Origin of the sequence: Thermophagus sp. OGC60D27 (assembly GCF_052400625.1) — a bacterium.
Taxonomy (GTDB): domain Bacteria; phylum Bacteroidota; class Bacteroidia; order Bacteroidales; family Marinilabiliaceae; genus Thermophagus.
Genome location: NZ_JBQTGH010000010.1, coordinates 15,468 through 32,335, shown reverse-complemented (window position 1 = coordinate 32,335; position 16,868 = coordinate 15,468). Strand labels below are relative to the sequence as shown.

The following is a 16,868-nucleotide window of genomic DNA, read 5'->3' as shown; positions in this document are numbered from 1 at the left end:
TTTTATAGAGTTTTTGCTCATTCGTTTATTTCAGATAAAATAAAGTGGTTAAATACTGCTCTATCTTTCTCTCTACCTTCACAGTACAAACCAACACGCACAGCCCTGTCCCACGGCGGTAAAAAGGCAAAATCAATTGGCTCTTCATTTACCGGCACAAAAACATCTCCGTCAATTCGATACAAAAATGTGGCTTTGGAATTGTTTTCAACCAAAACACTTAGCTCCAATTTTTCATACTCTTGAGGCAAAGCCATTTTGTTGATGGTTTCTTCTTCTTTCCTATTTTTATATTCAATCCACAAGCTGTCGTTATCCAGAACCAAACTTATGTTTTTGTTCTCGTCACCAATTAAAGAAATTCCTGTAGCAGCAGTGCTTTTTTTACCGATGGATAAAGTGGCCTGGTAGTTTTTTGAATAAATCCTTTGCCCCATAAAAACAGGTTTTTGATTATTTGCACCTGAAACAACCAGCGTGTTTTTTCCCATCTTAAAATTTGGCTTATTGTACACAGACCATTGCCACGATGGTTTAATTTCAGCCCCCGAGAAATCGTCTTCAAAATATACAAGGGTGCCATTTGCATTTTTTGTTCCCAAGTCGGATTCAATATAATTTGGCAAAAACGCTATCCAGTTATCATCGGTAATGGCATACTCCCTCAAGATTCCCTGACGCCCGGTAAAAACACCTGTTTCTTCATTATAGCCATGATACAAAAGGTAGTTTTTGTCATCAACAACAATGGGCGTACCATGCCCCTGACATTTCCAGTTTTCTTCATCTCCCAAAATCGGATTATCGGGGTCTTTTTCCCATGGGCCAAGTAACTCCTTTGCCCTGGCTACACCTGTTTTGTATGAGCATCTTCTGCCACAGCAGCCATTTGCTGAATAAAAACAATAATAATAATCACCATGTTTTACAATGGCCTGTCCTTCAATCAATCTGCCTTCCCATTCCAAATCATTGCGAAATAACTCCACCGGTTCGCCCAGGAGTTCGGTACGTTCTTCGTTCATTTCCTGGGCCCAAATAGGTGTAGGTTGGTTTTTACTATTCCCATCGGTTTTCCAGGTTAAATAAAGCTTGTTGTTTTTATCGCGTATGGCAAATCCGTCAATAGAGCCAACCAACGGCTCACAAACCAAAGGTCCATGATCTTTGTATGGCCCTTCAGGCTTGTCGGCACTGGCAACGGCAACGCATAAACCTGCGCCTTTTTTTCGGGCGGTATAATAAACATAAACCTTCCCGTTTTCGGTGCTTATTTCAGGTGCCCAGTAGGAGTTGTTAATCCAGTCGGGTTTTTCGGGAAAAACATTGCTTACCCACTCCCAGTTTTTTAAGTCTTTAGATTTTAATATCGGAAAACCGGGGGCCCAATTAGAGCTGGTAGAAATGCAATAGTAATAATCGCCATATTTAATGATGGATGGATCGGGGAAATCACCATGAACATTCGCTCTTTGAGCAAATGTTGACAAACTCATGATGGTTAAAAGGAAAATCAATATATGGATTGTTTTCATCGTTACGTCTTCTTTATATTCAATTTTTAAATTATTTCGAAACATTGACCTCAAAATGCTCACCCCGCCGCTGAGCGTTGAATTCTTCGCGTTTATCCAGTGGCGCTCCGGGATCTCCCTGTTCATTCATCCAGTTTTCAAGTTCCTGAGCCAATTGTTTTTGAATTTCGCTGTATTCTCTCTTTCCGGCCAGGTTATTTCTTTCGTACTTATCTTTTCCGGGCTCAAATAATTCTTCTTTGGGGCGAAGCATATAGCCGGATACGATATCGAAATTTCTGTCACTCCTGGTAATGTTCAACATCCACGATGGCCAGTATGTAGTATGGTCAGGCTTTCCCATCAAATGTTTTTCAATGTACATGTTTTCATGGTTCAGGTTTAATATGTAATGATATGTACCATCGGTAACTGAACGTATTGGGTACGACGGACCTTCGGGAAAATTGTTATGCATAGAATAAGCATATTGACGGTGGGTATCGCTTTCGCCCTTTAAGACAGATAGAAAACTTGTTCCGTCAAATCCTTTAACATCCCCGCCAATGGCATCCAATAAGGTTGGCAGCACATCGGAATATTGAATTAAGGCATTGGTTCGCGTACCGGGTTGGGCAACCCCTTGCCATTTAACAACAAACCCCGTATGCACCCCGTTTTCATAGTTCGTCCATTTACAATACGGGAACTGCGACCCTTGTTCTGATGTGAAAATTACAATAGTATTGTCATACACGCCTGCATCTTTTAGCACCTGGATGGTTTTTCCTGTTTGTTCGTCCAATACCTCTACCTCGGCAAGGTATTTTGCATATTCCTCTCTTGTTTCTTTGGTGTCGACCATGTACGGGGGCAGCACCAGACTATCGGGATTAAAATGTGAGGGATCGCCTACAGTCCAAGGGGCATGTGGACTGGTAAGGGCTGTAACCAGACAAAAAGGCTGTTCTTTATCTCGGGAAACAAACTCCATCATACCATCGGGGTTGAAACCAGCTGTATTTTTAACACAGTTTCTTTCAACTCCCGGAACCAGTTCAAAAGGAAAAACCGTTTTAGGTTTGATGTGTAATTTTCCTGCGATCCCTGTGCGGTACCCATGCTTACCCAGGTGTTGAACAATGCTTTTGGTGCCGGTTCTTGCTTTCGCGTGATTCCAACATGCACCACTTGTGGCAGGGTACAGTCCGGTATAAAGTTCGGTACGGCTTGGTGTACACATCGACATGGAAACGTAAGCTTTGTTAAACGTTAAGCCTTCAGAAGCCAGCTTATCAATATTGGGGGTTTTTACATTTTTGCCCCCGTAAAGAGGCAAATCGTTATAAGTACAATCATCGCCGATTACGATTAAAATATTCGGTTTATCTGATTGTTGTGCATTTGATATTTGCCAGGCCACACAAGCACAAATAGTGGCAATTAACAATCTGGTTATTTTAATCATCATTCAATGGTTATTAATTGTTTAAATCTTCCCGTTCTCCTTTTTCTAAAACCGGCATCGATTCGTACCATGCTACAACCTGGTTTGACATTTCCTCAACTACATCTTTGTTTTCATCAGCCAGGTTTTGAGTCTCCCCCGGATCTTCAACAATATTATAGAGTTCAGGCTGGCTTCCATCGTATTCGCAAAGAAGTTTCCATTTACCATGACGCATAGCTAAATCAGGCAGATCTTTAAAGCCGTAAAAATTATTTCTGTCGGGCGGACGGCTGTAAAATATCGGGGATTGCCGTGAGGCTTTGGATTCGCCCAAAATTGTTTCAATAAGGTTTTCTCCATCTGTGACAATGCCTTTAGATTCTTCAACCCCTGCAAAATCAAGCAATGAAGGTTTTAAGTCAATGGCGGAAAAAACCGATTCTTTATTTCGTGTACCCATTTTGCTTTCCTCAATAAACCCTGGCCCCCAAACAATTAGTGAAGAACGTATACCCCCTTCGTATAGATGGGTTTTGTAGCCTTTTAAGTTTCCGGCACGTCCGGCACCTTTCTCGGGGCCATTATCAGAGCAGAATACCACAAGCGTGTTGTCACGTAATTTTTCATTGTTCTGTAAGTAATCGAAAAGCTCACCAAACTGTTCATCCATTTCTTCCAAAACCGCCAGATACAAACCGCGTTTACCTTCTTTTTTTGCAACCTTGTATTCCTCGAAAGACGGCCAGAACGGACTATGAACATCATCGGGCCAAATATTTACATAAAAAGGCTCATCTTTAGCAATGGCTTCGTCCATGAATACGACGGCAGAGTCGATAAAACCAGTGGTTATCTCCGACCTTTGCATCCAATAGAAAGGTTCGCCAAGTTTCTCGGCCCCGCCCCAAATGCGCCCGACATTTCCGTTTTCATCAATTGTAAGAGGCAACAGTTTTGCCCCCATTCCTTCAAAGTTGGTGAGCGATTCATCAAAACCATACTCGGTAATAGCCGGGGCATTGGTTACATCCCGCTGGCCACCCATGTGCCATTTTCCAAAATGACCGGTGGCGTACCCCGCGTTTTGAAGACTACGAGCCAGCATCGGGGCCGAAGGATCAAGCCAGTTGGCCATGCCACGTTTCCGGTTGTTTGCGCGGTGCGCCAAATAGGAAGTGATATTCCATCGCTGCGGGTAAGTACCGGTTGAAATAGCCACACGAGAGGGAGAACAAATAGGTGAGTTTACGTAGAACTGTTCAAAGCTGATACCTTCAGACGCCAACTTATCAATATTAGGCGTCTGTGCATCATCATTTCCAAAGCAGGATAAATCTGCCCACCCCATATCATCAATAAAAATTAAAATGATATTTGGGTTTTTACTTTTTTCATTTCTATTGCATGCACTTAAAAAAACAATAGCGATAATTACATAAAGTGCTGTTTTAATTCGTTTCATAAATTCATTTTTAACCTTAGTATTATCGACCAGTATTACAATTCGTGATCCGGGCAAACCCGGCTGCTTCCAGGATAAATTACGGTATAAAGCTCATTAGGAATTGACATAAACTATTACCATCGACAAAACAATTTTATTTAAAGTCACACCTATATTTTTAAAAACATGAATCTATAAGTCTCTGGAATAATTCCTTATTTTTGTTTTGTAAAAAGGACTGTAAAGCTTGTCAAAATTGTAATCAGCACAATATGAACGACATAAAAACTCACCAAAAATGGATTGAAATAATACAAGAACGAAAAAAATGGCCCCGGTATACCCAATGGTCTAATCATGAGTTTGAAATTATCAGCAGGGAAATAGAACAGCTTACCGGAGTTTATATCAGCAGAAACACCATACGGAATGTCATTGAGAAAGTAAAAACCAATGACCCGAATTACAATCCTCAAACAGCCACAAAAAATGCATTTGCAAACTATGTAGGATACAACAACTGGGAAAAACTGGGGAGCGAACACAAACGAACCTTTTCAGTAAGCAAAGCCTTGCTGGCCGGCCTGATGATTTCTGCAATCATGCTTATCATCGTCTTTTTCATATTAAATTTTGACAAGGAAAAACCTACAAAAGAAACCAACAATAGAAATTTTACTTTCAAAGTTGAGAATCCCCGCGGGACGGCCCCCCACACCGTGAAGTGCAAATATGATTTTTCCGGCTTAAATACAGATGATATAGAAATTGATTACCGCCATATTGGTCCCAACGGCAATTATTTACTTCGGAAAATACATGATAAAAAGGGAATTCAAACGCAGTGTTTTCATTTTCCGGGCATATATAGGTTTAACTTATTTATAAATAATAAAGAAGCTTACGACACGCTAATCGTAGTCTATTCGCGAGATTGGTTTATTCATGCATCGGAAGCAAGAATTCAACAGGTTATAGTTCCTGAATATGTACACAAAAGAGGTTTTTTTAGTCCCAGACGTGTATTGTTTGACAATATTCTAAAAAAGAACATTACACGCAATGGATACTTGCATATTCCCAAGCAGGAGATCAACAAAATAGAAGGATTATCAACCAACTATAATATTAGTGTTCAAAACATTCAGGATTACGGAATTCCGGCAAGAAACAGTAGCCTGAAAGTACGTTTCAAAAACGAAGATATCGGGAAAAGAGTTCATTGCTACGAAGCATTAATCATGCTACAGGGCGAAAATGGAAATATTGAAATAAAAATAGCAGAGGAAGGCTGTTCGCAATACACGTTCTTACGCGTTGGGAGTAAAGTATACAGTGGAAAGAAAAACGATATAAGATTTTTAGAAATTGACTTTTCTGACTTTAGAGAAATTGGCATCCGGAGTAACGAAAAGGAAGTTTCATTTTTCACCGAAGAGAAATTGCTTTATACCATGCAGAGCGAACAAGATTTAGGCCGGTTAATTGGCATATCACTCATTTTCAAAAATTCGCCCCACCTCGATTATGTTGAACTTTATAACGAGGGGGGCGATATTATTTATTCCGACTATTTCCAGAATTAGAACGCATCAAAACAATTCATTCCAAAAGTCCTGCTTCTTCATGGATCTCATAAAGCTTTTGAGCAGGAATCTTAACAACTTTACGGTCGTAGGTAATCAGCCCGTTTAATTCCCCCTCAACATCGGTGGTTTGGGTATAAACGCCGGCACTTATACCTTTATCTTTTAACTTTCCAAGTAACCGGGCCGTATTTTCATACCGATTTATGTACTCCTCTTTTGTTTCAGGCAATCCGCCATAGCCCCAGTTATTCGTGGTGGTATCCCACAGGTGACCTTCAACGGGCCAGCCATGGCCGCCAAATTCGCCAACTACCTTTATATAGTTATCATAAAGAGGGATTTCTAAGGGATATTTAGGGTTGGGATAATTGTGCTCATCAGCAATATCACCCACCTCGAAAAAGTTTCCACCACTGGCAATATTAAGCAAACGCGATGGATCATAATCTTTTACAAAATCTCCAACTTCCATACTGCGATGTTGCCCCCAACGTTCATTGAAGGTAGTCCATACCACAACCGACGGGTGATTGTAAAGCACATCTATCATGGTTTGAAGCTCACTCAGATACAACTCATGAGCCCAGTCGGGCCAGTCGGCATCCAATGCATCGCTTTCACTCTTCCACCAGTTCTTATTCTTGGTTGAATAGTCATCTGAAAGGGCCCGAAGCTTTTTCCATTTGGGCCACTCACGACCCCCGCTGCCGCCTGATGTTTGATCCTGCCAGATAAGAAAGCCCATACGATCAGCATGATAGTAATACCGTCGTGGTTCCACTTTTTTGTGCTTACGGATCATGTTAAAGCCGGCTTTTTTCAAATAATCCATTTCCCACACGATGGCTTCATCGGATGGGGGCAGCAAAAAACTACCCGGCCACCACCCCTGATCAAGGGGGCCAAAGTGAAAAATCTTTTCACCATTCAAGGTAAACTGCCAGTTACCATCTTCATCACATTCCTTGCCCACACTGCGAAAACCGGCATAGGATGAGACCTGATCAAGAACAGAGCCATCTTCATCCAGGAGCTCGATTTTCAGATCGTAAAGAAATGGCGAAGATGGCGACCAGAGCTTCACATTTTTAACGCTTAAAAGCACGTCATTTTCAATGCCTCGCTTTTGCTCAACAATTTCACCATTGTCCAGTACTGTAACCTTTAAATTTGTTTTTCTGCCCAGCCCTCCAACTACTGCTTCGGCTTTTAATTCGCCATGCATGTCGGCCAAAACATTAACCGATTTGATGTATGTACCGGGGACGCTTTCTATCCATACTGGAGCCCAGATACCCGAGGAAGGTGTATACCAGATACCTCTGTTGTTGCGTTTTTGCTTGCCTCGAAGCTGATATAAATCAGGATCATCGGTTCCGTCAATCACCCTCAACCTGACTTCGTTTTGCCCATTCTTTACCAAATTGGTAACATCGAAAGAAAACGGCAGATTACCCCCAACATGAGAGCCTGCAAATTCACCGTTTACCCACACCATGCATTTGTAATCGACACCTTCAAAATTCAGCAACTGGCGTTCAGCCTCATCGGGGTTAAGCTCGAAATTTCGACGATACCAGATTACCTCGTCAGACTTAATTCGCCGGCCCACTCCCGACAATGGCGTTTCGATGGCAAACGGGACCAATATGTTTTTCTGCCATTCGTCAGGTTTCGCGGCCCGGTTAGAAGTTACTGCATACTCCCACAACCCGTTCAGATTTTGCCATTGATCGCGCACCATCTGCGGCCGTGGATATTCTTGCCAGACATTTTCGGGAGTTACTTTTTCGGCCCATTCCGACAGAATTCTTTCCTTTATGGGCGAATATTCTTGTGCATAAGAATAAAATGAGATAAAAAACAATACAATTATAACATATTTTTTCATGAGGATAATTTTTTCAACATTCCTAAAACAAAATAAATCGTTCGATAAGTTAAGATATGGTTTTTTCCATAAATTAATTAAGTGTTGTCATGCGAAACTTTAAATTCAGCATCGATGATATCAGGGGTAATTTTAATTTCGGAAGGCTTAATCGGCTGAACTACAGACTGGGGTTCACCTCCCATATCTTTAATAGCAACATTACGAATATAAACATCAGCTCCACGATGTGACTGCAGGGCAACATAACCGCACCCGGGGCGGGCTGATAAAGAAGTCTGAGTTTTTCCCCACATTTTAAAAGAATCGGGAAAATCCTTACGGCTAATGTTAAGAACCAACTCGGTATTATAATAGAGTTTTATGCTATCCCCAATACTGGACAACAAAAAACTGTTCCAGTTATTAGTTCCGTTGTATACATTTTTGTTAATACCAACAATGCCATAAATAGCTCCACTAAGTTCTCTTTTATCACCTATCTCATATCCGTCTTTATTGTACCAAAGGGAATAATTATCATCATCGGCAATTTGTATTTCAATTGCATCCCAAACCGGGTTCGTTGAATTTTCGGTCAAATGAAATTGAATTCCGTTATTGGCTGCCTGATTTTCAAAATCTCCCTCTGTAGTGGCTTTCCATTCGCAGTACATAATAAAATCGGTGACCTTTTGGTTGTATTGTATCCAGCCGGCACCATCTCCCCCGACTGGTTGGCGAGGTCTAAGCATACCATCTATAATATCATAGCTGGCTTTTTTGTTTCCTTTCTTTGTCCATCCGCTTAAATCAACACCATTAAAAATTCGGGTCATCCCTTCAGGCAGTTGGGGATCAAAGGCACTCTCAAGGTAGTAACTATGAATTTCCGCAGATTCAAGCTTACGCGAAAACACCATGCAATCGTCTAAGCAACCATGGAAATGACCATGATAAGCTCCGTTTTTATATAAAGCACCCCACACCATGTCCCTGGTATTTGGTTTTAACACCGGTAGTGTTTTTTTCTTGGCTGCTAACCTGCCATTTATATATAGTCTTAACTTATCACCATCAAAAGTATAGGCTACATGAGTCCATTTATTCAGAGAAATCTCATCAGGCGAATCTAAATATTCCCATTTGGATTTTGACCCGTTTTCAGACTCAAAGTGACCGCCAATTCTAATCTTTCCACGTGTTTTGTTACCTTCGGTCTTTGACAGGATATTCATGTAATAACTCCCTGTTTTTTCAAAAACCAATTTGTTTGAGACACTTCCTTCAGGGCCGTATGAATAAGGCTTAATCCACACCATTGCTGAATGATGATTAACAGCAGGACTAATCCCACTGTTAATAAAGGCATCCTTATTATTAAACTCAGCACTTTTACCTTTTTGCCCATCAACAACAGCAACTTTTGTCATATCTCCATCTGCTTTTAAAGACGACTTGTCAATTACTTTGTTGTCTCTAATATTTTCGAACGTGAAATATTGTATGAGATCATCATCAAGCAATAGCTTATTTTGGGAAAACAAATTACTGAATAAACAAAACAACAAAAAAGTAACAAAAAGATGCTTCATCCCTAAATAATTTTTAAAATAATAAATTTCAATGCATTACACACAATCTCATGATCTCAAGTCTTTAAAATAACGATCTATTGAAAAAACTTTTTGCCGGTTTATTCCACCCGTTCAACCCCTTCTTTGGTTTGTTCAACCATTTTCAATGTTCCATCAGGGTTATAGTAGAGGTAATCGACACGCACATTACGCCGGTATCCGCGCCCTTGTTCACCCCACTTATTGGTAAAATTGCCCACGTGATAAAAATAGTACCACTTGCCTTTAAATTCTATCATTGAATGATGATCCTGCGCACCGGGAGGATTTGGATTTACAGCTCCCTTATATTCAAATGGTCCGTACGGATTGTCGCCAATGGCATAATACCCCTGGAAATCCGGATCTTTCCAATCGGTCCATGAATAATAATACTTTCCCTGATATTTGTGCATGTAAGGGCCTTCACGGAAGTTGTCACCGCCATAATCAATTTCCCGTGGCTCTTCGGCCAGCGAAAGCATGTCGTCCGAAAGTTTGGCGACCAGGGCGTGACCAAAGTAGAGGTAGGCCTGACCATCATCATCAACGAGGCACATGGGATCGATTCCGCTGGTACCTTCCATATAGGTTGATTCAGCAACAAATGGCCCTTGCGGATATTTTGACGTAGCTACCCCGGTTTTCCATTGCATATTTTTATCCATGTGCGGGAAATAGAGATAATAAGTGCCATTTTTGTAAGCAGCACCAGGTGCCCACATCCAGCCACCATCGTCGGTTCCCCAGGGCACATTGCGCGAGTGAAGGATTTCACCATGATCGATCCATGTTTCCATGTCGGAGGTAGAAAAAACATGGTAACCATCCATCCTGGAGTATCCGTGGCCTGCCTTTTCCCTTTGTTCGGGAGTGGAGTCATGGTCTTGCGATGTGTACATCCACAACCGGCCATCATTCCACACATGGCAATCGGGATCGGCAGTACGGATATGGCGAACCAACGGGTTACCCTGAGCTTTAAACATCAGCGGATAATTCAATTCCTGCGGTTTTAAAGCTGTTTTGTTGTTTGCCACAATATTGCTAATGGCCAAAAGTTCGTCGAGCATATAAGGCGCCTGCTTTTTAAATACTTTCATACCATGCTGCTCCTGGGACTCGGTTAACTGACCATTGGTATTAAAATCGTCCAAAGTCAACCCGTATTGCCCTAAAATGGCATAAACGGGAGCCATATCCGAACCATCGGGGCGGTTATAAATAAAGTTAGACGAAATGAACATTTTGCCCATCTCGCTCTCCTTAAACATCTGCACTTTAGGACTTTGAAAACCTTTGGGTGCAAAATAAGGGACTGAGCCATCAACAATCCCTGTTTGACCTATGGACCCCACATCCACAAAACGGAAATTGGCATCGGCTTTAGCAGCCTCTTCATGCACGAATTTACATGCCCGGCAGTCTTCGTTACAATTGGCTACCCCATATTTTACACGGTCAATTGAATCGGTTCTGCACCGTGAGGGATTGTTATGACTTATATAAGAAGTAGTCCAGTGCGAAACGATGAAAAGATTTTGCAAAGCGCTTTTTTGCTCGTTAGCCTGCAAATGCTTTATGGCAATAGCCACCTCTGTAGCAGGCCCCCAAACCAGCACGTAAAGAGGGTTCCCGGCAGAATACTGTTCGCTTTTTAGTTCTTCAACCAACTCACGCACTGTTGCAGGGAGCTTTTTAATATTCTTATAGCTCGCATTAGGGTCGAAACGCTCCCCCTGCGTCGAGGCAAGGCGCAGCGAAGCGGCTATTTCATCGACCGTGGGATAGCCTCCAATGCCGTTTTCCCCGTTCCAATAAGCCACATCGTGCTCGTAAGCCGGTAAAAACCGGTTACGAAATTCTTCTGCAGCATTGGTGCTTCTTTCGGCAGGTGCCCAATCAGATCCAACCACAATACGCACGGTATTGAACCTGTTGGCCAGCATCAGATAGTTGGCAACGCCACAATAGTCATCCGGATCGCTCTCGGTATTGAATTGCGACTTATTCTCGGTTTTATGATTCCAAACCGGCTCGCCCGTTTTAATCCCCGTAAAATCAGAAGTAAGCCAAATATTGGGCTTTTGCCCGGCTATAAAACCATGGCACAAAAACAACGCTATTGACAACAAAAAAACATGTCTCATTTGAATTTTCATTTCTCTTTCAACTTCATTTCAATTTTTCTCATTTCCTCCTCTAAATCCCGGGCGATATCGGGATGTGTATCATACAGATTGTTTTTTTCAGAAACATCCTCTTTTAAGTTAAACAATTGGGGAGGGAATTCTTTCCTGTCTGCAAACCTCTCTCCACTATATGGCAAGTACTTCCAATCACCCTTTCTAATGCCATGAACATCTGTATTTTTAGTGTATAACACATAATCCCGCGAAAGTTTATTATCAGTATTCTCAAGATGAGAAGAGATATCAATACCATGCACACGATCATACTCAGCTCCGGCATAGTTTGCTATTGTAGGAAAGAAATCAACAGTTGAAACAATTTCATGACTAACTTTTCCACGATCCCATTGCCCAGGCCAATACATTACACAGGGTACTCTTACCCCACCTTCATAGTTTGTGAATTTTCCGTCACGCAATGGCTCAGCACTTCCTGCATGATCTCCGTACCCAAGCCATGGGCCGTTGTCGGAAGTGAAAATAATCATCGTATTTTCATCCAGTTCATTTTTCTCCAAATAATTGACCAACTCACCAACATTCCAGTCAATTTCCTCGATGACATCTCCATACAATCCCCTCTCACTGGTATTTTTAAATTCTTCAGAAGCAAATAGAGGAACATGCGGCATGGCAGGAGCTAAATAGACAAAGAAAGGGTTCTCATCGTTTTTTTCAATAAAATCAAATGCCCTGTCAAAATACCGTTTAGTTAACGTGGCTTGGTCACACGGATATTCAACTATTTTATTGCCCTCAAATAAAGGTACCAACTCTTTAATGCCATACTCGGCAATTTTTTTCCGTTTCGTGTAATTTTCTTTAATAAATTCCTGATCCTCACGTGCTTTTTGGAGAGTATACCCATTCCGAAAATTAACACTATCAGCAAATTTCTGCTTAACCCCAATAAACATATCGTTACTGTAAGGAATTCCAAAATATTCATCAAACCCCTGATTTAAAGGCAAACTTGTTTCCAAATCGCCCAAATGCCATTTACCAAAACAGGCAGTAGCATATCCTGCCGTTTTCAACACTTCGGCCAATGTTACCTGCTGTGGATCCATGCCTTTTCGGTCGGGAAAAACAACCCCGCCGACTCCGTTGCCAAAAGAATATTTCCCGGTAAGCAGAGAAGCCCTGGAAGGGGAACAAACTGAAGCCGACACATAAAAATCAGTAAACCGGATACCCTCTTCAGCCATTTTATCGATATTGGGTGTTTTGATCTTGGGGGAGTCATAGCATCCCAAATCCTGATAGCCCTGATCATCGGTGAAAATTATGACCACATTGGGTTTTGATGTTTCATCCTTTTTTATCCCGGATGCTTCTATGGATAAGCAAAATATTGCTATCCCTAGCAAAACAAAAAACCTGGTTAGCATACATCTTGTTTTAAGTATTAAAAATTCTGTACTTCTTCGTCCCCGGGTTTTTCATAATCGGGGTCTAAAGCCCGTACCACAATTTCGCCGTCCACTTTCTTTATCTCAATTGGCACCAGTGTTAAGCCCTGTTTGTTAAGGGTATAGGCCGATTGACTAACATCCTTAGTCCTTGCTTCTTCGCGGGAAAGGGTTGGGTGATTGGCATTATAAAAAGCGGTACACCACCAGTTACCCTCTTTATCTTTAAACGGCGTACCATGCCCCAAAAAGCGACCTGCAAATTTTCGCTCACCATAAGGCCCTTTCAGTTTGTCGGAAACGGTGTAATAGAGGTTATAGGTCCCGTGGCGAAGTGTATCACGCGACCAGGCAGTGCCAAAAAATATGTATTGATCTTCGAATTTAATAATGAAAGCCCCCTCGTGTCCCATTTTACGATTTGATGGACTGATATGTACAGGTTTGCCATCAAAACCACTCAGATCGGGTTTTAGTTTTTGAAGCTGTGCACATTTTGAAACCAACCAATGTGTACCGTCATCATCGGTAAAAATCGTGGGATCGTGCTGACGGCCGAAGTCTTCACCCCATCCATCCCAGGGGCCTTCCAATTCGCTCCCTTCAGTCAGGGCCAGATTACCAATTCCTGCATTTGAAGTATGAGTAACCACCCATCTATTATTTAAATAAAACAACTCGGGTGCCCATAGTTTAAGATGATCAGGTCCCCAGGGCCCGGGGTCGGCATTCCGTTCTTCTCTGAGTTTAACATACTGTTCGTAATTATCAGCATCCTCAATGGTATACGGATAACCAATAAATTCCCATTCAGCGAGGTCTTTGCTGCGGTAAACGGGCACTCCATGATCTATAATTTCCCTGCCATCAGGCGTTTCATCACCATGTTGCGTCACCGATAAATAATAATAACCGTCGGGACCTATCATTATTACAGGGTCACGCATCCAGTCATGAAATACATGCACTGCTTTATTACGGGCAGAAATTTCTGCTTTTATTTTAGCAACATCGCGAGTATAATGTTGAGCTGAGAGTTGACTAACGACTAACATCAGAATAATAAAAAAACCTATTCGTTTCATATCTATAATTTTAATAACCTATTAACAATAAAAGGCACCTCACAATTGAGCCTTAAAACAATATTTTCAATTCAAAAACGCACAAAAAAATTATAGACCCCAACTATTCATTGTCCATAGAAAAAACTTCAATAGAAGTTAAGTTCCCTCCTCCTTTATTAGGGCTTCCGGCTGCTTTATAAATTTTACCTTCATAGTTTATTGCACCGGTTCCGTGACGACCAGTAACCATGGGTGACAGCTGCGACCATTGACCTGTGGAAATATCAAGACATTGTGTTTGGTTGTATGCTTGTTTTTGCCTTCCTTCCCCTCCCATGTAAAGAATATAAGTCCCAATATTCACTGAGCCTCCGGCGGCAGTTGGCACCGGAAGGGATTCAGGTAAAGTATGCCACTTTTTTTCTTTAAAATCATAAACATCAATTTCAGGTACGGTAGAATTAAAAAAAGCGCCGAAATTATCCGGATAATGAACACTGGTATTCCGGCCACCGATGCAATAAAGCTTGCTATCCACAACAATGGCCGGGAAATGATCACGTATGTGAGGCGCTTTGGTAAGCACCTCCCATTCCCCTGTTTTGGGATCAAAACTGTCGAAATAATTGTTGGTCCCACTGGTATGACCATACTCAATACCACAGACCATATAAATTTTCCCATTGTAAACCACAGTACCCGCACCCCCTCGGCGTCTGTTTTCAGGAATTTCGGGGCCCTTTTCCCATTCGTCTGTTTCCGGGTAATAAATCCAAATATTCGCCAACGGTTTTTCACCGGGATACCCTCCGGACATGGCCCCCATTAAATAAATGGCATCTCCGTAAACCACTGCCTGAAAATGATGAATCTGCATGGGCGATTTACTTTTCACTTCCCAACTGTTCGTCTCCGGATCAAAAACATTCACAGGATTTATCCCCCGTCCTCCGATCAAATAAAATTTACCCTTGTATTCCACAAAAGCATTTTCATGACGTCCGGTAACTTCTCCTGTGGCATCAATTGTTTTCCAACGATAATCGGAAAGCAGATTATCCTGAGCGACCACCACATTCCCTCCCGAAACAAGAATTGAGATAAAAAGGAGATAAAAATGCATGTTTTTCATAGGAAGAATTTTAATCAGAAGGAATAATTACTTCCTACAAAAATTATTCTCTGTACTACCTATTAAATCACTTTTAAGTCAAAATCCATATAGAGAGATACATTCTAAATATTATATCGAATGAACCATCTAAAAATAGTTGACAAAATCAAAAATAACCTAAGAAATCCTGCTCAAAATGTTCTACTGTCCATTTTTTGCTTCCAATTGTACAGCATATAATAAACTCAAAAGCCAACCACACTATAATCAACTGTTAAACAAAACACTATCACTCACAGTCACAATCTCTTCAAATTTATTTTTTGCCCTACAACAGACAGATTTTCATGAATCATCTCCTCATTTCTGAAAGCAGAAATAACTCCTGAGACATGAGGATTTTGAAGAACCCACAAGTAAGCCTTCAACTGAAGTTTCATATCTCCGGGAATAGCATGATTTAGTTTATCAATGCGCCATTGAGGAACGGGCTTTAATGAATCGTGAGGAGGAAAAACTGCAGAAGCAGCTTTCATGGCAATAATCCCGAGACCACTCTCACAGGCTTTTCTTAATGGAACATCCACACTCCCCTGATTAACTATATTGTAGGCAACCATGGCCATATCATAAACACCGGAATCCGCAGCCTTCATCAGGTTTCCCGGAACATCAGAATGAATAGAAACACCGAAAAAACGAATTTTACCTTCTTTCTTTAGATCCTCAAACATTTCCGACAATACTTCATCATCCATTTCTTCAGGTACCCGGACACCATGAGGGCAATGCAAAACATCAATATAATCTGTATCCAATTTGATCAGACTTTGTTCGACTGTTTTTCTTAACTCCTTTTTAATTTCATTTTTCCACTTTCTGGTGTTTCCGTAATTTTTGCGAATAACGTACGTAAGATAACCATCCGGGAATTCTTTATCCTGGGTAGGAAAAAATTTATAATAATAACCGGATCGGTCAACCCCTCTGTCCACGATCAACTGGCGGGCTTCATTCAGAAGAGATTTCTGTTTCGAAGGGGGTAATTCATTAAATAGATCCCGTGTGAGCTGATCTATGAAAGGTAAATAAGAACTTATCTTAGTAGAAACAAACAGTTTTTCTCTTCCGGCCATCTTTAATACTTCCCGAACGCCCTGCTCACTTCTTCCTCGCCCATACCGGGAAGCAGTATCCACATAATTAACTCCTTTTTCGATAGCAGCACCAATATATTTATATTTGTCGGGATTTAAACCACCACCACCAATCACCATTTCCGACACCATCATTCCGGTTCGCCCAAGCAGGCGATAGCTCATGCCCGATTGTTTGTTTCGCCACTCCTTCCCTGTTGAAAGATAATGACCCCGTTCATCCTGAAATGAATGACCCGCTGCATATCCCTTGAAATTTCCAGCCATCAAGGCCGATGCCGACAAGGCGACTTTCCTGATAAAACCTCTTCTTGTTTGCATAATCATTAAATTCAAAATTACTCTTCTGAAATGAAGAGATTAAAAAAGGACTAACTGATTGTTTTTAATGTTGTTCTTTCATCAAAGCAAGCGTTACACGAAAAGCCATTGCGATAATGAAA

General features: G+C 41.4%; 11 protein-coding genes. 1 reads left to right on the top strand and 10 read right to left on the bottom strand.

Features of this window, described 5'->3' with window-relative positions:
- Positions 1 to 17 precede the first annotated feature (17 nt).
- Genes ACT29H_RS12880 through ACT29H_RS12870 form a run of 3 tightly spaced genes read right to left on the bottom strand, consistent with a single transcriptional unit; the run spans position 18 to position 4,426 of the window.
- A complete protein-coding gene (locus ACT29H_RS12880) occupies positions 18 to 1,535 on the bottom strand; it encodes a family 43 glycosylhydrolase (RefSeq protein ID WP_444822047.1) in 1,518 nt (505 codons plus the stop codon).
- A gap of 31 nt (positions 1,536 to 1,566) precedes the next feature.
- Positions 1,567 to 2,985 (bottom strand): sulfatase family protein, encoded by a 1,419-nt coding sequence (locus ACT29H_RS12875; protein ID WP_444822046.1) that lies wholly within the window; start codon positions 2,983 to 2,985, stop codon positions 1,567 to 1,569.
- Between the two features lie 10 nt (positions 2,986 to 2,995).
- A complete protein-coding gene (locus ACT29H_RS12870; protein WP_444822045.1) occupies positions 2,996 to 4,426 on the bottom strand; it encodes a sulfatase-like hydrolase/transferase in 1,431 nt (476 codons plus the stop codon).
- Between the two features lie 254 nt (positions 4,427 to 4,680).
- Here ACT29H_RS12870 and ACT29H_RS12865 point away from each other — a divergent pair, with 254 nt between their 5' ends.
- The gene (locus ACT29H_RS12865) at positions 4,681 to 5,994 is read left to right on the top strand and encodes a hypothetical protein (RefSeq protein ID WP_444822044.1); all 1,314 of its coding nucleotides are present in this window, start codon (positions 4,681 to 4,683) and stop codon (positions 5,992 to 5,994) included.
- Positions 5,995 to 6,010: 16 nt separating this feature from the next.
- Here ACT29H_RS12865 and ACT29H_RS12860 read toward each other — a convergent pair whose 3' ends face one another.
- The 7 genes from ACT29H_RS12860 to ACT29H_RS12830 form a co-directional block, all read right to left on the bottom strand.
- Positions 6,011 to 7,888, bottom strand: a complete 1,878-nt coding sequence (locus ACT29H_RS12860) for a glycoside hydrolase family 2 protein (protein ID WP_444822043.1) — start codon at positions 7,886 to 7,888, stop codon at positions 6,011 to 6,013.
- A 77-nt stretch (positions 7,889 to 7,965) separates the two neighbouring features.
- Positions 7,966 to 9,462 (bottom strand): family 16 glycoside hydrolase, encoded by a 1,497-nt coding sequence (locus ACT29H_RS12855; protein WP_444822042.1) that lies wholly within the window; start codon positions 9,460 to 9,462, stop codon positions 7,966 to 7,968.
- A 101-nt stretch (positions 9,463 to 9,563) separates the two neighbouring features.
- Complete coding sequence (locus ACT29H_RS12850) at positions 9,564 to 11,633, bottom strand: family 43 glycosylhydrolase (RefSeq protein WP_444822041.1); 2,070 nt, start codon at positions 11,631 to 11,633, stop codon at positions 9,564 to 9,566.
- Between the two features lie 8 nt (positions 11,634 to 11,641).
- Positions 11,642 to 13,066: a sulfatase family protein gene (locus ACT29H_RS12845; protein WP_444822040.1), complete on the bottom strand. Its 1,425-nt coding sequence runs from the start codon at positions 13,064 to 13,066 to the stop codon at positions 11,642 to 11,644.
- Positions 13,067 to 13,083: 17 nt separating this feature from the next.
- Entirely contained in the window at positions 13,084 to 14,172 is a 1,089-nt protein-coding gene (locus ACT29H_RS12840) for a family 43 glycosylhydrolase (protein ID WP_444822039.1), read from the bottom strand.
- A 103-nt stretch (positions 14,173 to 14,275) separates the two neighbouring features.
- A complete protein-coding gene (locus ACT29H_RS12835) occupies positions 14,276 to 15,286 on the bottom strand; it encodes a Kelch repeat-containing protein (RefSeq protein WP_444822038.1) in 1,011 nt (336 codons plus the stop codon).
- Between the two features lie 281 nt (positions 15,287 to 15,567).
- Positions 15,568 to 16,746 (bottom strand): aldo/keto reductase, encoded by a 1,179-nt coding sequence (locus ACT29H_RS12830; protein WP_444822037.1) that lies wholly within the window; start codon positions 16,744 to 16,746, stop codon positions 15,568 to 15,570.
- Positions 16,747 to 16,868 lie beyond the last annotated feature (122 nt).